The sequence below is a fragment of the Enterobacter sp. 186315 genome (assembly GCF_053290175.1).
Window position 1 is genome coordinate 78,169 of record NZ_JBPTTK010000002.1, and the last position, 23,190, is coordinate 101,358.

Annotated in this window: 20 protein-coding genes; 15 read left to right on the top strand and 5 right to left on the bottom strand. The window is 59.5% G+C overall.

The features are described 5' to 3' along the window. Positions 1 to 54 precede the first annotated feature (54 nt). The 13 genes from cybC to ACSVHP_RS02775 all read left to right on the top strand — a co-directional run bounded on the left by cybC (position 55) and on the right by ACSVHP_RS02775 (position 10,030). Positions 55 to 441: a cytochrome b562 gene (gene cybC, locus ACSVHP_RS02715; protein ID WP_417315388.1), complete on the top strand. Its 387-nt coding sequence runs from the start codon at positions 55 to 57 to the stop codon at positions 439 to 441. A 316-nt stretch (positions 442 to 757) separates the two neighbouring features. Beyond that, a complete protein-coding gene (locus ACSVHP_RS02720; protein WP_234674626.1) occupies positions 758 to 1,096 on the top strand; it encodes a glycine dehydrogenase in 339 nt (112 codons plus the stop codon). 10 nt (positions 1,097 to 1,106) lie between these two features. Further along, positions 1,107 to 1,469, top strand: a complete 363-nt coding sequence (locus ACSVHP_RS02725) for an SFCGS family glycine-rich protein (protein WP_014068671.1) — start codon at positions 1,107 to 1,109, stop codon at positions 1,467 to 1,469. Positions 1,470 to 1,471: 2 nt separating this feature from the next. Further along, entirely contained in the window at positions 1,472 to 1,771 is a 300-nt protein-coding gene (locus ACSVHP_RS02730; RefSeq protein ID WP_006810338.1) for a DUF4312 family protein, read from the top strand. Positions 1,772 to 1,793: 22 nt separating this feature from the next. Then, positions 1,794 to 2,570, top strand: a complete 777-nt coding sequence (locus tag ACSVHP_RS02735) for a DUF4311 domain-containing protein (RefSeq protein WP_447550901.1) — start codon at positions 1,794 to 1,796, stop codon at positions 2,568 to 2,570. Between the two features lie 13 nt (positions 2,571 to 2,583). Next, positions 2,584 to 3,225: a DUF4310 family protein gene (locus ACSVHP_RS02740; RefSeq protein WP_008501407.1), complete on the top strand. Its 642-nt coding sequence runs from the start codon at positions 2,584 to 2,586 to the stop codon at positions 3,223 to 3,225. 42 nt (positions 3,226 to 3,267) lie between these two features. Then, positions 3,268 to 4,401, top strand: a complete 1,134-nt coding sequence (locus ACSVHP_RS02745) for an amidohydrolase/deacetylase family metallohydrolase (RefSeq protein ID WP_447550902.1) — start codon at positions 3,268 to 3,270, stop codon at positions 4,399 to 4,401. Next, positions 4,385 to 5,503 (top strand): DgaE family pyridoxal phosphate-dependent ammonia lyase, encoded by a 1,119-nt coding sequence (locus tag ACSVHP_RS02750; RefSeq protein WP_447550903.1) that lies wholly within the window; start codon positions 4,385 to 4,387, stop codon positions 5,501 to 5,503. The genes ACSVHP_RS02745 and ACSVHP_RS02750 overlap by 17 nt, the downstream gene beginning before the upstream one ends. After that, positions 5,500 to 6,240: a 2-dehydro-3-deoxy-phosphogluconate aldolase gene (gene dagF / locus ACSVHP_RS02755; RefSeq protein WP_447550904.1), complete on the top strand. Its 741-nt coding sequence runs from the start codon at positions 5,500 to 5,502 to the stop codon at positions 6,238 to 6,240. The genes ACSVHP_RS02750 and dagF overlap by 4 nt, the downstream gene beginning before the upstream one ends. Before the next feature lie 123 nt (positions 6,241 to 6,363). Then, a complete protein-coding gene (locus tag ACSVHP_RS02760; RefSeq protein WP_447550905.1) occupies positions 6,364 to 7,506 on the top strand; it encodes a lactonase family protein in 1,143 nt (380 codons plus the stop codon). 19 nt (positions 7,507 to 7,525) lie between these two features. After that, entirely contained in the window at positions 7,526 to 9,436 is a 1,911-nt protein-coding gene (locus tag ACSVHP_RS02765) for a BglG family transcription antiterminator (RefSeq protein ID WP_417315378.1), read from the top strand. Between the two features lie 77 nt (positions 9,437 to 9,513). Then, positions 9,514 to 9,756 (top strand): type II toxin-antitoxin system RelB/DinJ family antitoxin, encoded by a 243-nt coding sequence (locus ACSVHP_RS02770; protein WP_234674619.1) that lies wholly within the window; start codon positions 9,514 to 9,516, stop codon positions 9,754 to 9,756. Next, positions 9,746 to 10,030, top strand: coding sequence for a type II toxin-antitoxin system RelE family toxin (locus ACSVHP_RS02775; RefSeq protein ID WP_447550906.1), 285 nt, complete (start codon positions 9,746 to 9,748; stop codon positions 10,028 to 10,030). The genes ACSVHP_RS02770 and ACSVHP_RS02775 overlap by 11 nt, the downstream gene beginning before the upstream one ends. A gap of 3 nt (positions 10,031 to 10,033) precedes the next feature. Here ACSVHP_RS02775 and nrdG read toward each other — a convergent pair whose 3' ends face one another. The 5 genes from nrdG to treR form a co-directional block, all read right to left on the bottom strand. Continuing rightward, entirely contained in the window at positions 10,034 to 10,498 is a 465-nt protein-coding gene (nrdG, locus tag ACSVHP_RS02780) for an anaerobic ribonucleoside-triphosphate reductase-activating protein (protein ID WP_447550907.1), read from the bottom strand. Positions 10,499 to 10,625: 127 nt separating this feature from the next. Continuing rightward, positions 10,626 to 12,764 (bottom strand): anaerobic ribonucleoside-triphosphate reductase, encoded by a 2,139-nt coding sequence (gene nrdD, locus ACSVHP_RS02785; RefSeq protein ID WP_234674617.1) that lies wholly within the window; start codon positions 12,762 to 12,764, stop codon positions 10,626 to 10,628. Positions 12,765 to 13,139: 375 nt separating this feature from the next. Continuing rightward, positions 13,140 to 14,795 (bottom strand): alpha,alpha-phosphotrehalase, encoded by a 1,656-nt coding sequence (gene treC, locus ACSVHP_RS02790; protein WP_447550908.1) that lies wholly within the window; start codon positions 14,793 to 14,795, stop codon positions 13,140 to 13,142. Between the two features lie 50 nt (positions 14,796 to 14,845). Beyond that, positions 14,846 to 16,264 (bottom strand): PTS trehalose transporter subunit IIBC, encoded by a 1,419-nt coding sequence (gene treB, locus ACSVHP_RS02795; protein WP_417315472.1) that lies wholly within the window; start codon positions 16,262 to 16,264, stop codon positions 14,846 to 14,848. 125 nt (positions 16,265 to 16,389) lie between these two features. Next, positions 16,390 to 17,337, bottom strand: coding sequence for a trehalose operon repressor TreR (treR, locus tag ACSVHP_RS02800; protein WP_447550909.1), 948 nt, complete (start codon positions 17,335 to 17,337; stop codon positions 16,390 to 16,392). Positions 17,338 to 17,847: 510 nt separating this feature from the next. Between treR and mgtA the strand changes: the two genes are divergently transcribed. Together mgtA and ACSVHP_RS02810 are read left to right on the top strand one after the other, a co-directional pair. Continuing rightward, positions 17,848 to 20,556 carry a magnesium-translocating P-type ATPase gene (mgtA, locus tag ACSVHP_RS02805; RefSeq protein ID WP_447550910.1) on the top strand — a complete coding sequence of 903 codons (2,709 nt, stop codon included), beginning with the start codon at positions 17,848 to 17,850 and terminating at the stop codon, positions 20,554 to 20,556. A gap of 202 nt (positions 20,557 to 20,758) precedes the next feature. Beyond that, complete coding sequence (locus ACSVHP_RS02810; protein WP_447550911.1) at positions 20,759 to 23,143, top strand: beta-N-acetylhexosaminidase; 2,385 nt, start codon at positions 20,759 to 20,761, stop codon at positions 23,141 to 23,143. Positions 23,144 to 23,190 lie beyond the last annotated feature (47 nt).

Genomic DNA, 23,190 nt, shown 5'->3' on the forward strand with positions numbered 1-23,190 from the left:
GAATTATTGAGGGTATAAGAATGAATTTTTTAATAATAAAAAAGGAAGTGAGCAATGCGTAAACACCTGTTAGCGATCGTCGCCGCCTCAACGCTGGTTCTTGGTTCTGCCGCGTTTGCCGCCGATCTTGAAGACAACATGGATATCCTCAGCGAAAACCTGAAGGTGGTTCAGAAGACGGACAACGCGGCGGACATGAAAGACGCGTTGACCAAAATGCGTGAAGCGGCGCTGGATGCACAAAAATCCACTCCGCCGAAGCTGGAAAACAAAGCGCCTGACAGCGCCGAAATGAAAGATTATCGCCACGGTTTTGACGTGCTGGTCGGCCAGATCGACGGCGCGCTGAAGCTGACGGAAGAAGGTAAAGTGAAAGAAGCGCAGGCGGCAGCGGACCAGTTCGTGACCACCCGCAACACCTATCACAAGAAGTATCGCTAACAGACGCAGCGTCTGAATTGTGAAAGGCGAGGGCTGATGTCCTCGCTTTTTTTATGCGCCGTAATAAGTAAACCCTATCACCGTCACAGTTTTGCGATAACCGCCCCCAACGTTTTCCTTTTTATCCCCCTGATTTACCCACGTAATGCGTGACATTCATCACGTTAAACCAGCGGAATCGCTTTATTCCGCCCATTTCTGTGGCACAGATCACTGCTGCCGCGCCCCTTTCCACTTCGAAGTGGAAAACAACTCGCTACAAACCCGCCACCGCCAGCGTTAGTTTTAACCCAGAGACATTAACGGGGTAAGACGAGTGATTAACGGAGCGGTAATGAACGAGACTGGAGACCTGGCGATGCACACAGAGCAGCTCGCTGACACCATGCTGAAGCAGGTTTATGCCCTGCTCGCCCGGCACGACATCATCCCCAACGCAGTACAGGAGCAGATGCTGACCTCCCACGTTCGCGCGATGGCGCACCGGTCGGTGACCGGCGAGCCGCTGCCGGAAGTGGAAGCAGAGCTGTTCGACGAAATTTCACCGGATTCAATGCAGCTGGCCCGCGAAGTGGTCGCGCAGTTTGGCAATCTTCCTGATGAAGAGGCCTGGCTGCTCTCCGTTCACTTCGAAGTCGCAAAAGACAACCTTTAAGGAGCAACACATGGAACAGATTACAGTCGTGATTGGCGATCGCCTGGGTAAAGGTCAGAAAGTGGCTGCCGGTATCGAAAAAGCAGGTGGACGCGCCGTGGTTGTGCCGGGTATGGCAGCGGATATGAAGCTGGGCGACGTGATGAAAGCGGAAAACGCCACCTTCGGTATCTCCTTCTGCGGCAGCGGCGGCGCGGGCGCTATCACCGCGCAGACCAAGTATGGCTACAAAGCCAAATACGGCATGCGCTCCGTGGAAGAGGGCGTAACCGCCATCAACGAAGGCTGCAACGTGCTGGGCTTTGGCTTTATGGATAAAGAAGAGCTGGGCGAGCGTCTGGTGCAGGCGTGGCAGAAGAAGCACGGCGCGTAAGCATGAAAGAACAGTTCACAACCACCGTGAGAGTCAAAGGGAAGGGCGACGCCAAAGCGCGCGCCTTTGCCGACGCACTCAACCACGTTCAGGCCGCGGTGATGAAAGCCTCACCGCATATCTTACTGCGTATTGAGCCACAGGATGTGCAGGTCGTTCAGGCGCAAGAAGCGGTGCGTAAAGAAGCCTTTCTGTTCTTCTTTTTGCGCCGGGAAAGACGCACCTACAGCGTGGAGCTGGATGTGACCGTCAACGTGACCGCCATCAATCTTGACCAGGTGGACTTTGTCACGCAACGCTGATTATTCATAAAAGGGCAGACTGATGTTCTTAATTATATTAATAAAATCGCTCATCATCGGCGGCCTGGTAGGCGTCGGCGTTGGGGCCGGGGCTGCACGCATGTTTCATGCGCCTACCACTCAGGGTATGGGCGCGTTTCGTACGTTGGGGGAACTGAACTCCTGTGAAGGGGATCCTGCTTCCCACTTCTCCTTTGGGTTAGGTTTCTTCTTTAACGCCTGGGCCTCTTCCGTGGCCGCAGGTGCATTCACCCAGGACGTCGACCACCGCATCATCCCGAACTGGGGCGCGGCGGCGCTGATGATCAAAAACCGTAACGTCGGCGAAACGCTGCACGATCCGCGCAAAATGGCGATTGCCTGCGGCATCATCGGGATGTTTGTCGTCACCTTCCTCAACCTCACCGCCTCGTCCGTTCCGGCCGCGCTTCAGGTTACCGCCGTTAAGGTGCTGGTGCCTGCGGCCAACCTGCTGGTGAACACCGTGATGCCGGTGATCTTCTGGCTGGCGGCCATCGACGCGGGTAAAAAATCGGGCTTCTGGGCCACCGTGTTTGGCGGCGCGGCGCAGCTGATTATGGGTAACGCCGTACCGGGCCTGGTGCTGGGTATCCTGATCGGGAAAGGCGTTGAAGAGAGCGGCTGGAACCACGTCACCAAAGTGATGATGGCGGCCATCGTCGCGCTGTTCGTGCTGAGCGGCTTCTTCCGCGGCTTCGACATGAAGATGATCGAATCCTTCCATCTGACCGTGCCGAACTGGCTCGACATGATCCACAACTCGCTCAGCGGTAAATAACAGGAGCCTCTACATGGAACAGAATAAAGGTTTTTGGTATGCCGACTGGTCGTTCCCGATCTTTGTTGGCCTGCTCTCCTCCGGCGTGTTCGCCGGGACGCACATGTACTACCTCTACGGCATCGGCGCGTTTAACGAAGTGGCCTTCGTGGCGATGCTGAAAGCGGGTATCGATACCGGCGTGTACGGCGCGGTGGCGGCGTTCGGCGCAAGCTTCCTGTTCGCCCGTATCATCGAAGGCTCGCTGGTGGGTATTCTCGATATCGGCGGGGCGATCCAGACCGGCGTGGGCCTCGGCGTTCCGGCGCTGCTGCTGGGCGCGGGCATCATGTTCCCGGTGACCAACTTCATCGCCGCGCTGATCACCGGCCTGGTGATTGGTCTGGCGATTGGCTACGTCATCATCCTGGCGCGTAAGTTCACCATCAATCAGAGCAACTCCACCTACGGGGCAGACGTGATGATGGGCGCGGGTAACGCCTCCGGCCGCTTCCTCGGGCCGTTGATTATCCTCAGCGCCATGACCGCCTCCATTCCTATCGGCGTCGGTTCGCTGTTAGGCGCGCTGCTGTTCTACATCTGGCAGAAGCCAATCACCGGTGGCGCTATCCTCGGTGCCATGATTTTAGGCTGGCTTTTCCCGGTCGCGCTTTAATCCCTGCGGGCGCTGCGGCGCCCGTCTTATCAGGAGATCCCCATGTTTGATTTACTCCTGCGCCGTGCGCGCCTTGCCGACGATACCCTGACCGATATCGCCATTCAGGACGGAAAAATCGCGGCGCTTGGCGAGATTACTACCCCCGCCCGTAAAACGGTTGAGCTGAACGGCGACGTGTTCGTCAGCGCGGGCTGGATTGATTCCCACGTTCACTGCTACCCGAACTCCCCGATTTACCACGACGAGCCGGACAGCGTCGGCATCGCCACTGGCGTTACCTCGGTGGTGGACGCGGGCAGTACCGGAGCCGACGACGTGGACGATTTTTATGAAATCGCCCGTAAAGCCTCCACCGACGTTTTTGCCCTGCTGAATATCTCCCGCGTCGGGCTGATTGCCCAGAACGAGCTGGCGAATATGGCGAATATCGATGCGGACGCGGTGAAGCAGGCGGTAAAACGCCACCCCGATTTTATCGTCGGCCTGAAGGCGCGCATGAGCAGCAGCGTGGTCGGTGAAAACGGCATCACGCCGCTGGAGCGCGCGAAGAGCATTCAGAAAGAGAACGGCGACCTGCCGCTGATGGTCCACATCGGCAACAACCCGCCGAACCTCGATGAAATCGCCGAGCTGCTGAGTTCCGGCGACATTATTACCCACTGCTACAACGGCAAGCCCAACCGCATTCTGACGCCCTCCGGCGAGCTGCGCGCCTCCATCACCAGCGCCCTGAAGCGCGGCGTGCGTCTGGATGTGGGCCACGGCACGGCGAGCTTTAGCTTTGAGGTGGCGAAACGCGCCATCGCGATGGGCATTCTGCCGCACACCATCAGCTCGGATATCTACTGCCGCAACCGTATCAACGGCCCGGTTGGGTCGCTGGCGAGCGTGATGTCGAAATTCCTCGCCATCGGCATGTCGCTGCCGCAGGTGATTGACTGCGTGACCGCGAACGCCGCCGACGGCCTGCGCCTGGCGCACAAAGGGCGCATTGCGCCAGGCCTCGACGCCGACCTGACGCTGTTCACCGTGAAGCGCCAGCCGACGGTATTAACGGACGCTGAAAACGACAGCCTCCAGGCTGAACACATTCTGGTGCCGCTTGCCGCGATCCGCGCGGGCAAGGGCTACATGACCGAACAAGGGAGCACGGAACATGCCTTCGATTTATGAGAAGTACCATTTAAAGCAAGTCATCAACACCTCTGGCCGCATGACGGCGCTGGGTGTCTCCACGCCGCGCCCGGAAGTGGTGCAGGCGGCGATGGACGGCATGAACCACTACTTCGAGATGAAAGATCTGGTGAACAAAACCGGGGAATACATCGCGAAGCTGCTGGATGTTGAAGGCGCGACCGTGGTCTCCTGCGCCTCGGCGGGCATTGCCCAGTCCGTGGCGGCGGTGCTGGTGAAAGACAGCGACTGGCTGCTGGAAAACCTGCACGTCACCCCGATTGAAAACAACGAGATTGTGCTGCCGAAAGGACACAACGTGAACTTTGGCGCGCCGGTCGGGACGATGGTTGCGCTCGGCGGTGGCAGGCTGGTGGAGGCGGGCTACGCCAACGAATGCTCTGCCGATCAGCTGGCGGCGGCGATCACCCCGCGCACGGCGGCGATCCTCTACATCAAATCTCACCACTGCGTGCAGAAAAGTATGCTCAGCGTCGAGCAGGCGGCGGTGGTCGCGCGTAAACACGATCTGCCGCTGATCGTCGATGCGGCAGCGGAAGAAGATCTTCACGCGTACTACCGCTCCGGCGCCGATCTGGTGATCTACAGCGGCGCGAAGGCGATTGAAGGGCCAACCAGCGGGCTGGTGATCGGCAGAACCCAGTACGTCGAGTGGGTGAAGCGCCAGACGGCAGGCATTGGCCGCGCCATGAAGGTGGGTAAAGAGGGCATTCTCGGCCTGACCTGCGCCATCGAGCACTACCTGACGGCGACCAAAGAGAGCGGTGCCGAAATGGTGGCGAAGATGACGCCGTTTATCGACGCGCTCAACACCCTGAACGGCGTTACCGCGCGCGTGGTCTGGGACAGCGCCGGACGCGACATCGCCCGCACCGAAATCAAGTTTGACGAAGCCATGACGGGCGTCGGCACCGGTGACCTGGTGAATGCGCTTAAGCAGGGCGAGTACGCCATTTATTTCCGTGGCTACAAGGCCAACGAAGGGATTATCGAAGCGGACGTGCGCAGCGTGAACGCCGAACAGCTGAACATTGTGTATCGCCGCATTAGCGAAGTGTTAGGACAGGAGAAAAACGCATGAAACTGACCCCCAACTTTTACCGTGACCGCGTGTGCCTGAACGTGCTGGCGGGCTCGAAAGCCAACGCCAGCGCCATTTACGAGGCGGCGGAAGGCCACGTGCTGGTGGGCGTGCTCTCCAAAAATTATCCGGACGTGGCAAGCGCCGTGGCCGATATGCGTGAATACGCGGCCCTGATTGATAATGCGCTCTCCGTCGGCCTCGGCGCGGGCGACCCGAACCAGTCGGCGATGGTGAGTGAAATCTCCCGTCAGGTGCAGCCGCAGCACGTCAACCAGGTCTTCACCGGCGTTGCCACCAGCCGCGCGCTGCTGGGGCAGAGTGAATCCGTGGTCAACGGCCTTGTCTCCCCGACCGGCACCGTCGGCATGGTCAAAATCTCCACCGGCCCGCTGAGCAGCACTGCACCGGACGGCATCGTGCCGGTTGAAACCGCGATTGCCCTGCTGAAAGACTTCGGCGGCAGCTCGATCAAATACTTCCCGATGGGCGGCCTGAAGTGCCGTGACGAGTACAACGCGGTGGCGGAAGCCTGCGCGCGTCACGACTTCTGGCTGGAGCCAACGGGCGGCATCGATCTGGACAACTTCGAAGAGATTTTGCAGATTGCGCTGGACGCGGGCGTGAGCAAGATTATCCCGCATATCTACAGCTCGATTATCGACAAAGCCAGCGGCGACACGCGCCCGGAAGACGTGCGCACGCTGCTGGACATGACGAAGAAGCTGGTTAAATAAAACAAAACCTTACCCCTCACCCCGGCCCTCTCCCCAAAGGGGAGAGGGTGTAATCGTCCCCTCTCCCCTTTGGGGAGAGGGTTAGGGTGAGGGGAATCAAACCGCACAGTCCCAGGAGCCACCATGCACACCCGTACCCTGCTTGTCGCTTCACTCTCTTTACTCGCTACCGCCGCCGTTGCCCAGACCCAGTACGCCTGGGTAGGTACCTATAACCCCAACGGTGAAGGGCTGTACCGCTTTACCGTCGATCCGCAAACCGGCGCGCTCGGCAGCAAAACGCTGGTGAGCAAGCTGCCGAACGCCGCGCAGCTCACCGCCTCGCACGACGGCAAAACGCTCTATCTGGCAAGCGAGGTGGAGCAGGGCGTGGTGCAGGCGCTGCGCGTGGGCGATAACGGCGAGCTGAGCGAACTGAATCAGGTGGCGTCCGGCGGGGCGGGGCCGGTGTATCTCTCCCTGACGCCGAACGGCAGGCATCTGCTGGTGGCGAACTACGTCAGCGGCACCGTTGCGGTGCTACCCGTAGAACAGGACGGCAGCCTGGGCGAGGCCACGGATACTCATCAGGATAGCGGTGAGCCAGGTGCGGCCAAACCGGAAGCCGCGGCAGAGGGCAGCTTTGCCATCAGCGATCATAACGGCCCACATGCGCACATGATCGCCGCCGATCCGAGCGGGAAGTTCGTGTTTTCTACCGATCTGGGGCTGGATCGGATCTATCAGTACCGTTTTGACGATCGCAGCGGAAAGCTGACCCCGAACGATCCGCCGTTTATCAGCGCCTCGTCAAAAGGGGCCGGGCCGCGCCATTTCGTCTTTACACCGAAAGGCGACGCCCTGTGGCTGATTAACGAAGAGGCATCCACCCTGACGCATTACGCCATAGACGCCGACGGCAGGCTGAAAGAGGGCAAAACGCTCTCATCCCTGCCGGAAGGCTACAAAGGCACCAGCTTCGCCGCCGGGCTGGCGCTGAGCGCCGACGGAAAACAGCTGTATGTTGCTAACCGTTTGCATAACAGCATCGGGCACTTTACCGTAACAGCGGATGGCACGCTGACCCACCAGGACGATGTCTGGACGCGAGGCGATTATCCGCGCACCCTGACGCTCGATAAACAGGGGCGCTGGCTGTACGTCATGAACCAGCGCAGCGATAACATCACCCGTTTCCGCGTCGAAAAAGACGGCAAGCTGCACTTCGAGCCGGACTACATCCCGGTCGGCAGTCCATCCCAGATGGTCATTTCACCTTCACCCTGAGCCGTAAGAGGACAACGACGTGCGATTTCCGAACCAACGTTTAGCGCAACTTTTCGATCTGTTGCAAAACGAAACGCTGCCGCAGGACGAGCTGGCGCAGCGATTATCGGTCTCCACGCGTACCGTTCGTGCTGATATCACCGCCCTGAATGCGCTGCTGGCAGACCACGGCGCACAGTTTATTTTGAGCCGTGGCAATGGCTATCAGCTCAAAATCGACGATGCGGCGCGGTATCAGGCGTTGCAGGAATCTCATCCGCGCGCGCTGCGCATTCCCCGCACGGGGCCGGAGCGCGTGCATTATCTGGTGGTGCGTTTTCTGACCTCGGCGTTTTCGCTGAAGCTGGAAGATCTGGCGGACGAGTGGTTCGTCAGCCGCGCCACCCTGCAAAATGACATGGTGGAAGTACGCGAGTGGTTCCACCGCTACAACCTGACGCTGGAAACCCGCCCGCGCCACGGCATGAAGCTGTTTGGCAGCGAAATGTCGACCCGCGCCTGCCTGACCGATCTGCTCTGGGATCTGGCGCAGCAGGACAGCCTTAACCCGCTGGTGACCGAAGTGGCGCTTAACGCGGGCGTGCCCGAACAGATGGCAACGGTGCTGCACGATGCGCTAACCCGCCACCATATTCGCCTGACCGACGAAGGGGAGCTGTTCCTGCGCCTCTACTGCGCGGTGTCGGTGCGCCGCATCAGCGAGGGCTACCCGCTGCCGGAATTCCACGCCGAAGACGTGGAGGAGAACGTGCGCGAGGCGGCGAAAGATATCGCCGTCGCCATTCAGCAGCTGGCGGGCAAAGCGCTGTCGCCGTCGGAGGAGAGCTGGCTGTGCGTTCACATCGCCGCGCGCCAGATCCAGGAGATCGCCCCGAGCGCGATCAACGCCGACGACGACGAGGCGCTGGTGAACTACATCCTGCGCTACATTAACACCCACTATAACTACAACCTGCTCAGCGACGCGCAGCTGCACGCGGATCTGCTCACCCATATCAAAACCATGATCACCCGCGTGCGGTATCAGATCATGATCCCCAATCCGCTGCTGGATAACATCAAGCAGCACTACCCGATGGCGTGGGACATGACCCTGGCGGCGGTATCAAGCTGGGGCAAATACACGCCGTACGTGATCAGCGAAAACGAGATCGGCTTCCTGGTGCTGCATATCGGCGTCGGGCTGGAACGTCACTACAACATTGGCTACCAGCGCCAGCCGCGCGTGCTGCTGGTGTGCGACGCGGGCAACGCGATGGTGCGGATGATCGAGGCGGTGCTTCAGCGCAAATACCCGCAGATTGAGGTGACGCGAACGCTTACCCTGCGCGAGTACGAGCTGGCCGACGCCATCAGCGAAGACTTTGTGATCTCCACCGCCCGCATCAGCGAAAAAGCCAAACCGGTGGTGACGATCGCGCCGTTCCCGACCGACTATCAGCTGGAGCAGATCGGCAAGCTGGTGCTGGTGGACCGCACCCGCCCGTGGATGCTGGACAAATACTTCGACGCCGCCCACTTCCGCATTATCGACAAGCCGATTGACCAGCAGACCCTGTTCCGCGAGCTGTGCGAACAGCTGGAACGCGAAGGCTTTGTCGGCGCAGAGTTTCTGGACTCGGTCGTCGAGCGTGAGGCGATCGTCAGCACCATGCTCGGCGACGGCATCGCGCTGCCGCACTCCCTCGGATTGCTGGCGCAAAAAACCGTGGTCTATACGGTGCTCGCCCCGCAGGGCATCGCCTGGGGCGACGAAACCGCGCACGTTATTTTCCTGCTCGCCATCAGCAAGAGCGAATACGAAGAGGCAATGGCGATCTACGATATCTTCGTCACCTTCCTGCGCGAACGCGCCATGACGCGCCTGTGCGGCTGCGGCGATTTCGCGGAGTTTAAGGCGGTGGCGATGGAGAGCTTGAGTCGGTTTTGAGAAGCGTTATCCAGAATTCGATGTAATGCGAATGTAATGCTAAACTGCATTACACATTCTCATTTCCCGGAGGCATAATGGCCACGCTTAACGTCCGTCTGGATGACAAACTCAAAAACGAGGCTTATGCCGTGCTGGAAAAACTCAATATCACACCTACCGAGGCGGTACGCCTGCTGTTTCAGTACGTCGCGGAAACGGGACGTATGCCGGTGAAAACCGTGACCATCAGCGATAGCGAAGAAGCCCTCATTCAGACAGTCCGGGAGCGACTGGCGGCGCCACAAAAGGGAATTAAGGTCAGTCTGGATGACTTATGAACTGGAATTCGATCCGAGAGCATTAAAAGAGTGGCATAAGCTGGGCGATACGGTGAAAGCCCAGTTTAAGAAGAAACTCGCTGGCGTGTTGCTCAATCCCCGCATTGAGTCGGCTCGCCTGCATGGTCTGCCTGACTGTTATAAAATCAAACTTAAATCGTCAGGGTTTCGGCTGGTCTATCAGGTTCAGGATAACGTGGTGACGGTATTTGTTGTCGCCATTGGGAAAAGAGAGAAGTCAGCCGTTTATCAGGATGCCACTAAACGGCTTTAGCGATCACCGTAAATGATGCACAGCCTGGTTACTGCTGCCGCGCCAGATTAGCGCCGGGTCTTTTAAATCCTGCACGAACTTGCCGTCGACCAGGACGTTAATCAGGTCAACCACTTCCCGTTGTTCGGCATTCAGTTCACCCAGCTTATATCCCGTCCACACCCAGATATCTTTTCCGGCGCACTCGCGGCGGATACGTTTTACCAGCTTCAGTATATCCGGCACGTTTTGCGGGTGCAGCGGATCGCCGCCGGAGAGCGAAATCCCCTGGCGTTTGATGCGGGTGTCGTTGAGATCCTTGATGATGTTATCTTCCATCTCGGTGGTAAACGGCATCCCGGAGTTCAGCCGCCAGGTGCTTTTGTTGTAGCAGCCAGGGCATTCGTGGACGCAGCCGGAGACAAACAGGGTGCAGCGGGTGCCGGGGCCGTTGACGATGTCGACGGGGTAGTACTGGTGATATCGCATAGAAAATGTCCAGAGAATACGAGCGCGCTGATGCCCTCACCCCGGCCCTCTCCCACGGGGAGAGGGGGAAGAGTTCCCTCTCCCCGTGGGAGAGGGGTAGGGTGAGGGGGAGAACACGGCGAAAAACTTAACCGATCTGCCCATTCCCCAGGTGCTTCACGCGGCGTTTAACCTCTTCCTGCTTGCCGGCGTTAAACGGACGGGCGTCCGGGCTGCCGAGATAGCCGCACACGCGGCGGGTGACGGACACGCGCGCCGCGTCGTGGTTGCCGCATTTCGGGCAGGTAAAGCCTTTACTGGTACATTCAAACTCACCGGTAAAGCCGCACTCGTAGCACTCGTCGATTGGCGTGTTGGTGCCGTAATACGGGACGTGCTGATAGCTGTAATCCCACACGTCTTCCAGCGCCTTCAGGTTGTGCTGGATGTTCGGGTACTCGCCGTAGCAGATGAATCCGCCGCTGGCGATCGGTGGATACGCCGCTTCGAAATCAATCTTGTCGTACGGGTTCACCTTCTTCTCCACGTCCAGGTGGAAGCTGTTGGTGTAGTACCCTTTGTCGGTCACCCCTTCCACTACGCCAAACTCGGCGGTGTCCAGACGGCAGAAGCGGTCGCACAGGTTCTCGCTCGGCGTGCTGTACAGGCTAAAGCCGTAGCCGGTCTCTTCTTTCCACTGCTCAACCGCGTCGCGCAGGCGCTGAACGATGGCGATCCCTTTCTGGCGCAGGGCCTCGCTGTCGTACATATGCGTATCGCCAGCCAGCGCGTTGATGGTTTCGTGAATGCCGATATAGCCCAGAGAAATAGACGCGCGGCCGTTTTTGAAGATCTCGGACACGTCATCGTCCGCCTTCAGGCGGACGCCGCAGGCCCCTTCCATATAGAGGATTGGCGCGACGCGGGCCTTCACCCCTTCGAGGCGCGCGATGCGGGTCATTAGCGCTTTACGCGCCAGCGCTAAACGCTCGTCCAGCAGCGTCCAGAAGGCCTCTTCATTGCCTTTGGCCTCCAGCGCGATGCGCGGCAGGTTCAGGCTGATCACGCCCAGGTTGTTGCGCCCGTCGTGGATCTGCTCGCCGTTTTCATCTTCATACACGCCGAGGAAGCTGCGGCAGCCCATCGGGGTTTTGAACGAGCCGGTCACTTTCACCACCTGGTCGTAGTTCAGGATGTCCGGGTACATGCGCTTGCTCGCGCACTCCAGCGCCAGCTGTTTGATGTCGTAGTTCGGATCGCCGAACTTGTGGTTCAGGCCGTCGCGAATAGCGAAGACCAGTTTCGGGAACACGGCGGTTTTACGGTTTTTGCCGAGGCCCGAAATACGGTTACGCAGAATAGACTGCTGGATCAGACGCGATTCCCAGCTGGTGCCCAGACCAAAGCCGAAGGTTACAAACGGCGTCTGGCCGTTGGCGGTGTGCAGCGTGTTCACCTCGTATTCGAGGGACTGGAAGGCGTCGTAGCACTCTTTTTCGGTACGGGAATGGGCGTAGCCGTCCGCGTCCGGGATCTGCCACTCTTCCGCCGTTTTACGGTGCTTGTTGAAGCTCGCGGTCACGAACGGCGCCAGCACTTCATCAATACGGTTAATGGTGGTGCCGCCGTAAATATGGCTCGCGACCTGGGCGATAATCTGCGCCGTCACGGCGGTGGCGGTAGAAATAGACTTCGGCGGTTCGATCTCCGCGTTACCCATTTTGAAACCGTGGGTCAGCATCCCTTTCAGATCGATCAGCATGCAGTTGAACATCGGGAAGAACGGCGAATAGTCGAGATCGTGATAGTGGATCTCGCCGCGCTCGTGCGCCGACACCACGTCGCGCGGCAGCAGGTGCTGACGGGCGTAGTGTTTGGCGACGATACCCGCCAGCAGGTCGCGCTGGGTCGGGATCACTTTACTGTCTTTGTTGGCGTTCTCATTGAGCAGCGCGGAGTTAGTCTGCTCTACCAGGCCGCGGATCTCCTGGTTCAGGCGGCCGCGCTTTTCACGCTGCACGTCACGGTCGTGGCGATACTCAATGTAGGCGCGCGCCAGCTGTTTGTACGGGCCCGCCATCAGCTGGTTTTCCACCGCAGTCTGGATCTCGTTGATGTCGACCTGGCTGCGCTCGTTCATCTGGCTGCTGACGATTTCTGCGACGGTGGCGCAATAATCTGCGTCATCGACTCCCGATGCTTTAGCGGCACGCAGAATCGCTTCTTTGATGCGCTCTGATTTAAACGGCACTTTACAGCCATCTCGTTTCATCACATGCGGTGTCATGATCGCTCCATATTAAAAACAGGTTATCCACAGAGGCGGGAAAGTATTCACTGGACTTATTGCCAACCAGACCAGCCACTTCCCCGGTTCCCAACCTCTTTTATCCACAATTCCGGCAAGCTGCGTTGTCGTTTTGTTGTTGGAATAGTAGACGATAAATACAAGATGTTGGGTCGGCCTGCATTTTAAGTGCTACATATAGTGATTTGCATCAAACATGTTTGCGATTTTTTTGATGCAGAACAAAGTAAAAAGACGAGAGTACAAATGGCGGGCGCTACAGCGGAATGTAAATTATGAGAGGAAAAATCTGATTAATTATTCAACAAAAACAGTAAAGTAAACCGGGCCACTCCCTGTGCCCGGCTTATGGATTTACGACTGGAGCCACCAGACGGCCTCAAACGGGCGCAGCGTCATCGCCTGCGGCGCGTTGGCGGTTTCCGCGTAGTTGCTCATTAATACCTGCCACTCGCCGCCGGGGGCGTCTGGCTGCCATGAGTGGCACTCGCGGCTGAGGTTGGCGGCCACAATCAGGGTCTGCCCCTGCCACTGACGACGGTAGCACCACAGCGCCGGGTGGTCGGGCAGCAGATCCTGATAATCCCCCCACGTCAGCACCGGCTGCGTTTTGCGCAGGGCAATCAGCGCCTGATAGGTGTAGAAGACCGAGTCCGGATCGCTCAGCGCCGCGCTGGCGTTGATCTCCGGGTAGTTATCGCAAAGCCCGATCCACGGCTCGCCCGCGGTAAAGCCCGCGTTTGGCGTGGCGTCCCACTGCATTGGCGTGCGGCTGTTGTCGCGGGATTTGCTGGCGAGAATATCCAGCAGCTCGTCCGCTTCACGGCCTGCTGCGCGCAGCTCGTGGAACATGTTCAGGCTCTCCACGTCGCGATAATCGGTGATCTGACCGAAGTGCGGGTTGGTCATCCCCAATTCTTCGCCCTGATAGATATAGGGCGTGCCCTGCATGCCGTGCAGCACCATCGCCAGCATTTTCGCCGACGGGACGCGGTACTCGCCCTCGTCGCCAAAGCGCGACACGATGCGCGGCTGATCGTGGTTACACCAGAACAGCGCGTTCCACGCCGTGTTGTGCATCCCCTGCTGCCAGTGGCTGAACAGGGTTTTCAGCGCCACAAAGTCGGGTCGCGCCTTCGTCCATTTCAGCCCGCCGGGGTAATCCACCTTCAGATGGTGGAAGTTAAAGGTCATCGACAGCTCGCGCCCGTCCAGCGCCGCGTACTGCTGGCAGTTCTCTAACGAGGTCGAGGACATCTCGCCCACCGTCATCAGGTTACGCGGGATAAACACGTCGCGGCTCATCTCCTGCAAATACGCGTGCACGCGCGGCCCGTCGGTATAGAAGCGGCGGCCGTCGCCGATCTCGTCGTTCGGGAAATCCTGATTTTTCGAAATCAGGTTAATCACGTCCAGACGCAGGCCGTCCACGCCGCGATCGGCCCAGAACTCGCACACCTTTTTCAGCTCGGCGCGCACGTCCGGGTTTTCCCAGTTGAGATCCGCCTGCTCGGGGGCGAAGAGGTGCAGATAATACTGCTCGCTGCCCGCGTCCCAGCGCCAGGCGTTGCCGCCAAACTTGGAGAGCCAGTTGTTCGGCAGCGCGTCCGGCGTGCCGTCGCGCCAGATATAGAACTGACGATACGGGCTCTCTTTTTTCAGCGATTCGCGGAACCACGCGTGCTGGGTGGAGGTATGGTTCAGCACCATATCCAGCACGATGCGGATGCCGCGCTCGTGCGCCTGGGCCACCAGATGGTCAAAATCGTCCAGCGTGCCGTAGGCCGGATCGATGGCGGTGTAGTTCGCCACGTCGTAGCCGTTATCCACCTGCGGGGAGATGTAGAACGGGGTCAGCCAGATGGCGTCAACGCCGAGGGTTTTCAGGTAGTCGAGGCGCTGGGTGACCCCGCGTAAATCTCCCGTGCCGCAGCCGGTGGTGTCCTGAAAGCTTTTTGGGTAAATCTGGTAGATGACGCCGTTTTGCCACCAGTGGGGAAGCGTGTTCATAGTAAGTTCCTGCAAATGCGAAGGGGCGCAACTGCGCCCCGAAAGTGAAGTTAAACGATTTGAAGCGTGCCCTGGCGGAACTTACGCTGGTAAACCACGGTGGTCAGTATCATTGGCACCACAATCGCGACCGCCATGGCCATGGCAAACACCTGCCAGAACGCGGGTTGGATGGAGAGGATGCCCGGCAGGCCGCCGACGCCAATACCGTTCGCCATTACCCCGCTCAGGCCGCAAATCAGGCCCGCCAGCCCGGAACCAATCATTGCGCACAGCATCGGGAAGCGGTATTTCAGGTTGATGCCGTACATCGCGGGTTCGGTCACGCCGAGGTAGGCGGAGATGGCCGCAGGGACGGAGATTTCACGCTCGTTATGCTTACGGCTGACGATGATAATGCCCGTAACCGCCGCCGCCTGAGCGATGTTGGAGAGGGCAATAATCGGCCAGACCGGCGTACCGCCGAGGCTCTGGATCATCTGCATATCAATCGCCAGGGTGGTCTGATGCACGCCGGTGATCACCAGCGGCGCATACAGGAAGCCAAACAGCGCGGCGCCAATCGGCGCGAAGCTGCCGGTCATCAGGTGACGCACCGCGTAGGCCACACCGTCGCCAATCATGCGGCCAAACGGGCCGATAAAGGCGTGGGCCAGGAACACGGCGATAATCAGGGAGCAGACCGGCACCACCACCAGATAGAGGTAATCCGGCACGATGCGTTTCAGGCGCGTTTCAATCACGCCCAGCGCCAGACCCGCCAGCAGGGCCGGAATGACCTGCGCCTGGTAGCCCACTTTGGCGATGGTAAACAGGCCGAAGTTCCAGACCTCCGGCACCTGCTGCCCAAGTAAGTAAGCGTTCATTAACTGCGGAGAGACCAGCGTAATGCCGAGTACGATACCCAGAATCGGCGTGCCGCCCATCTTGCGCACCGCCGACCAGCAGATGCCGACAGGCAGGTAAAAGAAGATGGCTTCGCCAATCAGCCACAGGAAGTCGTAGATGCTTTGCAGCGCCGGGTACATCTGCGCCAGGGTTTTGCCGTCGCTCATCGGCACGTCGCCAATCACGTTACGGAAGCCCAGAATCAGGCCCCCGCTGATCAGCGCCGGGAGCAGCGGGAAGAAAATTTCCGCGAAGTGGGAGATCAGCTGCTCGTGCCACTTCATATTCTGGCGCGCGGCCTTCTTCGCCTGCTCTTTATTGGCAGAAGAGTGCCCGGTTGTCGCCAGCAGAGCCTGATAGTAATCGCCCACTTCGGTACCAATCACCACCTGGAACTGCCCGGCGTTGGTGAAGCAGCCTTTTACCATTTTCAGCTCTTCAATGGCCTTCGGATTGGCTTTGGCCGGATCGTTAAGCACAAAGCGCAGGCGGGTAATGCAGTGGCTGACGGTAGCAATGTTTTCGCGCCCGCCGACCAGCACGATCAGCTGGTCGATATCTTCTTGTCTGACTTTACTCATCATGAAACCTCATGACTGATTGATAGGGGTTATGACCTGAGCGCAAGCCTACTCCTTCAGCGTAACGGCGAAAATGGGAACGTTCCCGAAACCGGGCGAGGATCACAATAATCCGCTTTTGAGGGTTAAGAGAGGTGGGCGGGGATCACTATCTGGCGCGGCTCTGCGCGGCCGTTAATCTGCTCGATAAGCTGCGCGGCGGCCTGACGGCCCGACTCGGCGTAGCCCGGATCGACGGCGATGATTTCCGGGTGCAGGAACTTCATCAGCGGCGTGCTGCCGACGCTTGCAATCTGGAGGCTGTCGATGCGCTGTTCCTGTAAATACTTGCTCGCGCCAAGCGCCAGCGTATCGGTGGCGCAGACCAGCGCGGTGGTTTGTGGGGTGAGGACGCTGGCGACCTGTTCATAACCCTGCTTCATGCCCAGCCCGGGCAGCGAGGCCACGGCGGGCAGGTTATGCTGTTTACAAAACGCCAGATAGGCTTCGTGACGGCGTTTGCCGGTGGTGACGTCCGCGTGCGGCACGCCAAGATAGCTGATGTGACGATGCCCTTTATCGTACAGGCGCTGCATCAGGGTAACGATCGCCCCTTCGTCGTCGTAACAGACGGAGGCGAAGCCTTTCGCATCGCGCGCCAGCAGCACCAGCGACGGCTTCCAGGGCTTGAGCATCTCTTCTTTCAGGCCGGTAAAACCAAACAGCACCACGCCGTCGATATTGCGGCGCTGCAACATGCCCAGGTGCTCTTCCACCATCTGCGGCGAGAACTGGCTCTCCATCATGATCGGATCGTAACCCTGCTCGTAAAAGGCGGGGAGCATGGTCTGAACGGCCAGGTTTTCAGAGAGGGAATCCAGACGCGACACGATAATCGCCACCACTTTGTCGCTCTGCCCACGCATGGCGCGCGCGGAGCGGGAAGGGGAAAAACCGTGCTGATTCATGACCGCCTCGACGCGTTCCCGCGTGCGCTCGCTGACCCCGCTTTCGTTATTCAGCACGCGCGACACGGTGGATTTCCCCACGCCGCTTAAACGCGCGATGTCTTTAATCGTAAGGCGGTTTTGCATGTTGTATTCCCTGTGACAACGACAAAGTGGTCAATTGAGCCCAATAACTTATACACAAAATCATTCGAGTTGCATCAAGGCGGCAAGTCTGAGAATCCCCAGGAGCTTACTCGAGTAAGTGACTGGGGTGAGCAGACGCAGCCAACGCAGGGGCAGCTTGAAGGATGACGTGTATAAAGCGATTTCGCTATGGGCAAAGTCTGGTTTACGTTCGGTTTATTTGCCCGGGGTTATGATAACGCCCGATTCGTCATAAACGGTACGGTTAAATCCGTATACTGCGCGGCGACACTGACTTTTACTTACCGGAGGCTTAATGGATCCCGATCCCACACCTCTCCTGAACGGGAGAACCCCTTCTATCCGGTAAGCCAGCCTGTTGCTGTCTCACCGGCGTGAGGCAGTAACGTCCAGACGTTCCTGCTTGAAAAATTGAGTGCCTCTCAGGTACGGCGTTGCCACGCCTGAAGGAAATGCTGCGTCCGCCCTGGCGGATGCGGAGGAATGACTATGCTGAAAAATATTACCCGCCAGCTGTTTGCTCAGCTGAACCGCCACCTGCCACACCGTCTTGTGCGGCGTGACCCTATGCCCGACGGCAAAAACCTGAGCAGCGCGGCCATTCCCGCCTCGCTGACCGAACGCTGCCTCAACGTGGCGGCAATGGATGAAAACGAAGTCTGGCGCGCGTTCGGCGGCCATCCCGAAGGGCTGAACGCGGCGGAGGTTGAAAAAATCCGCGCCAGAGCGGGCAGCAATCGCATCCCGGCACATAAACCGGCCCCCTGGTGGGTACACCTGTGGATCTGCTATCGCAATCCCTTCAATCTGCTGCTGACGGTGCTGGGCATTATCTCCTATTCCACCGAAGATCTGTTCGCCGCCGGGGTTATCGCCCTGATGGTGGGGATCTCAACCCTGCTGAACTTTATCCAGGAGGCCCGCTCGACCAAAGCGGCGGACGCGCTGAAAGCGATGGTCAGCAACACCGCCACGGTCTCGCGCGTGATTAACGATCTGGGGGAAAACGCCTGGCTTGAGCTGCCTATCGACCAGCTGGTGCCGGGCGATCTGGTGAAGCTGGCGGCCGGGGATATGATCCCGGCGGATTTACGCATTATTCAGGCCCGCGATCTGTTCGTGGCGCAGGCGTCCCTGACCGGGGAATCCCTGCCGGTGGAAAAGATCGCCCGCAGCCGCGACCCGCAGCAGGTGAACCCGCTTGAGTGCGATACCCTGTGCTTTATGGGCACCAACGTGGTGAGCGGCACGGCGCAGGCGATCGTCATGGCCACCGGGGGTAACACCTGGTTTGGACAGCTGGCCGGGCGCGTAACGGAGCAGGAGAGCGAGCCGAACGCGTTCCAGAAAGGCATTGGCCGCGTCAGTATGCTCCTGATCCGCTTTATGATGGTGATGACGCCGATCGTGCTGCTGATCAACGGCTACACCAAAGGCGACTGGTGGGAAGCGGCGCTGTTCGCGCTCTCCGTGGCCGTGGGGTTAACGCCGGAGATGCTGCCGATGATCGTCACCTCCACGCTGGCGCGCGGGGCGGTCAAACTCTCTAAGCAAAAGGTGATCGTCAAACACCTCGACGCCATTCAGAACTTTGGTGCGATGGATATTCTCTGCACCGATAAAACCGGCACCCTGACCCAGGATAAAATCGTGCTGGAGAACCACACGGATATCGCCGGGAAAACCAGCGACCGCGTGCTGCACTGCGCCTGGCTGAACAGCCACTACCAGACCGGGCTGAAAAACCTGCTCGACGTGGCGGTGCTGGAAGGGGTAGACGAAGAGTCGGCCCGCACGCTCTCCGGCCGCTGGCAGAAGGTGGACGAAATCCCGTTTGATTTTGAGCGCCGCCGCATGTCCGTAGTGGTCAGCGAACAGCCGGACGTTCACCAGCTGATCTGCAAAGGGGCGCTACAGGAGATCCTCAATGTCTCTACCCAGGTGCGGTACAACGGTGACATCGTCCCGCTGGACGACGCTATGCTGCGCCGCATCAAGCGCGTCACCGATAACCTCAACCGCCAGGGGCTGCGCGTGGTTGCGGTCGCCAGCAAATTCCTGCCTGCCCGTGAGGGGGACTATCAGCGCATCGACGAATCCGACCTGATCCTCGAAGGGTACATCGCGTTCCTCGATCCGCCGAAAGAAACCACCGCCCCGGCGCTGAAGGCGCTGAAGGCGAACGGCATTACGGTCAAAATCCTCACCGGCGACAGCGAGCTGGTGGCGGCCAAAGTGTGTCATGAAGTGGGGCTGGACGCGGGCGACGTGGTGGTGGGCAGCGACATTGAACACCTTTCCGACGACGAGCTGGCGGCGCTTGCCCGGGGCACCACGCTGTTTGCCCGCCTGACGCCGATGCATAAAGAGCGCATTGTCACCCTGCTGCGCCGCGAGGGGCACGTGGTGGGCTTTATGGGCGACGGTATCAACGATGCGCCCGCACTGCGCGCGGCGGATATTGGTATTTCCGTGGACGGCGCGGTGGATATCGCCCGTGAAGCGGCGGATATCATCCTGCTGGAAAAGAGCCTGATGGTGCTGGAAGAGGGCGTGATCGAAGGGCGTCGCACCTTCGCCAACATGCTTAAGTACATCAAAATGACCGCCAGCTCCAACTTCGGTAACGTCTTCAGCGTGCTGGTGGCGAGCGCGTTTCTGCCGTTCCTGCCGATGCTGCCGCTGCATCTGCTGATCCAGAACCTGATGTACGATGTCTCTCAGGTGGCGATCCCGTTTGATAACGTCGACGACGAACAGATCCAGAAGCCGCAGCACTGGAACCCGGCAGATCTCGGGCGCTTTATGCTGTTCTTCGGGCCGATCAGCTCGATCTTTGACATCCTGACCTTCTGCCTGATGTGGTTTGTGTTCCACGCCAACACGCCGGAGCACCAGACCCTGTTCCAGTCCGGCTGGTTCGTGGTGGGGCTGCTGTCGCAAACGCTGATTGTCCACATGATCCGCACCCGTCGTATTCCGTTTATCCAGAGCCGCGCCGCGTGGCCGCTGATCGTCATGACCGGCATCGTGATGGCGCTCGGGATCGCGCTGCCGTTCTCGCCGCTGGCAAGCTACCTGCAACTCCAGGCGCTGCCGCTCAGCTACTTCCCGTGGCTGGTGGCGATCCTCGCGGGCTACATGGTGCTGACCCAGATGGTGAAAGGGTTTTATGCCCGCCGGTATGGATGGCAGTAAGTTTTGTTTGCCGGGTGGCGGCTTCGCCTTACCCGGCCTACTCCCGACATGTAGGCCGGGTAAGCGCAGCGCCACCCGGCAACGCGTTTCCTCTCAAATTCAACAACCTGTGATCTCCGTCATGCCATTCGCTTGACGACAAATTGAGCGCATGTTAACAGAATGTTTTGCCTTTTTTCGGCCCGTCAAATAAGGAACATTCATGTTACGGTACAGCCTCTTAACCGCCGGGCTCCTGCTCGGCACCTCCGCGCTGGCGGCACCCGCTGGCGATCTCCCATTAATGCCCTGGCCTGCAAAGGTTGAACGTCCTGCCGCGCAGGGTGCGCTGGTGCTCACTGACGACATCTCCGTCAGCGTCAGCGGCGACGATCTGGGCGATGCGGTTACCCGCCTGCACCAGCGCCTCGCGCTGCAAACCGGCTGGACGCTTAAGCCGCAGAGCGCGACGCCGGATAAACCGACCATCCGCATTACCGTTGCCAAAAAAGTGAAGCCGCAGCCCATGCCGGACAGCGACGAAAGCTACACGCTCACGGTGGACGCCAGCGGCGTAAACCTCTCTGCCAATACCCGCTTCGGCGCGCTGCGGGGCATGGAAACCCTGCTCCAGCTTGTTCAGAACGGTGCGGAAAACACCTCGGTGCCCTGGGTCACGATTCAGGACGCGCCGCGCTTCCCGTGGCGCGGGCTGCTGCTCGACTCTGCCCGCCACTTCGTGCCGCTGGAAGACATCAAGCGCCAGATTGACGGCATGGCCGCCGCCAAGCTTAACGTTCTGCACTGGCATCTCACCGACGATCAGGGCTGGCGTTTTGCCTCGGCGCGCTATCCAAAGCTGACCCAGCTTGCGAGCGACGGCCTGTTCTACACCCCGGAGCAGATGCGCGAGGTTGTGCGCTACGCCACCGCGCGCGGCATTCGCGTGGTGCCGGAAATCGACATGCCGGGGCACGCCTCGGCCATCGCGGTGGCGTACCCGGAGCTGATGAGCGCGCCGGGGCCGTACGAAATGGAGCGCCACTGGGGCGTGCTGAAGCCGGTGCTGGATCCAACTAAAGACGCGACCTACACCTTTGCCGACGCGATGGTCGGTGAGCTGGCGGCGATCTTCCCCGATCCCTACCTGCATATCGGCGGGGATGAGGTCGACGACAGCCAGTGGAAAGCGAACCCGGCGATCCAGCAGTTTATGCGCGACAACAAGCTCGCGGACAGCCACGCGTTGCAGGCGTACTTCAACCGCAGGCTGGAAACGATCCTCGAAAAACACCGCCGCCAGATGGTCGGCTGGGACGAAATCTTCCACCCGGATCTGCCAAAAAGCATTCTGATCCAGTCCTGGCAGGGGCAGGACGCGCTGGGACAGGTGGCGCAGCAGGGCTACAAAGGGATCCTCTCCACGGGCTTTTACCTCGATCAGCCCCAGTCCACGGCCTACCACTACCGCAACGAAATCGTGCCTGAAGGCTTAAACAACGTGGATGCGATCGGCGACAACGACAGCGCCCAGACCTGGGCCTTCTCCATGCCGCGCCTGAAGGGCAAGCCGGTGGAGGGAAGCTTTACGCTGGTTAAGGGCGACTCCGGCTGGCGCGGGTTTATCGATTTCGCCGGGAAATCGCGCCGCGCCGTTAAGGATATTGAATGGCGCAGCGACGACCAGGTGACCTTCACCGTCGACACCTGGATGGGCGAAACCCGCCCGGTGGTCACGGTGTCCGACAACGCCCTGAGCGGCTATTTCCTGGTGGGCAACGCCCGCTATCCGGTCAGCGGCAAGCCGCTTGATGCGGTACCGAAGGGGATTGCGCCCGTGGTGCCCGATGCCGCGCAGCAGGCAAATCTGCTGGGAGGTGAGGCCGCCCTGTGGGCCGAAAACGTGGTTGCGCCGGTGCTGGATATCAAACTCTGGCCGCGCGCGTTTGCGGTCGCGGAGCGGCTGTGGTCGGCACAGGACGTGAACGATATCGACAACATGTACACCCGCTTGCAGGCGATGGACGTCTGGACCACGGTCTCCGTGGGGCTGGAGCAGCATAGCCAGCAGCAGGCCTATTTCACCCGTCTGGCGAACAACGGCGACACGCTGCCGCTGCAAATCCTCGCCCAGGCGCTGGAGCCCGCGCAGTATTACACCCGCCAGCACCTCAAGTTCCAGGCCGGCAATTACCATCAGTTTGAGCCGTTAAACCGCCTCGCCGACGCGCTGAACGCCGAGAGCAGCACCGTGCGGCAGATGAACAAGTGGGCGACGCGGCTGGTGAGCGATGCGGAAGATAACGAAAGCGCGGAGGCGCTGCGTCATATCTTCAACCGCTGGCAGAATAATACCAGCGACGCGCTGGCGCTCAGCGACGGCAACTATCAGCTAAAAGCGATTAAGCCGGTGATTCAGGAGGTGGATAAACTGGCGTCGATTGGCCTGCGGCTGACCGATCTGGTGGCACGGCAGGGCACGCTGGATGACAAAGAGATTGCGTCGATTCAGAGCGAACTGGATAACGCGGCGAAAATTCAGGATGAGGTGGTAATTGCGGCGGTCTATCCGCTGGAAACGCTGCTGCGCGCAACCAGGAATCAATAAAAAAGAGCCCGGTGGCACTTTATTTACCGGGCCTGCTCACATTGCAG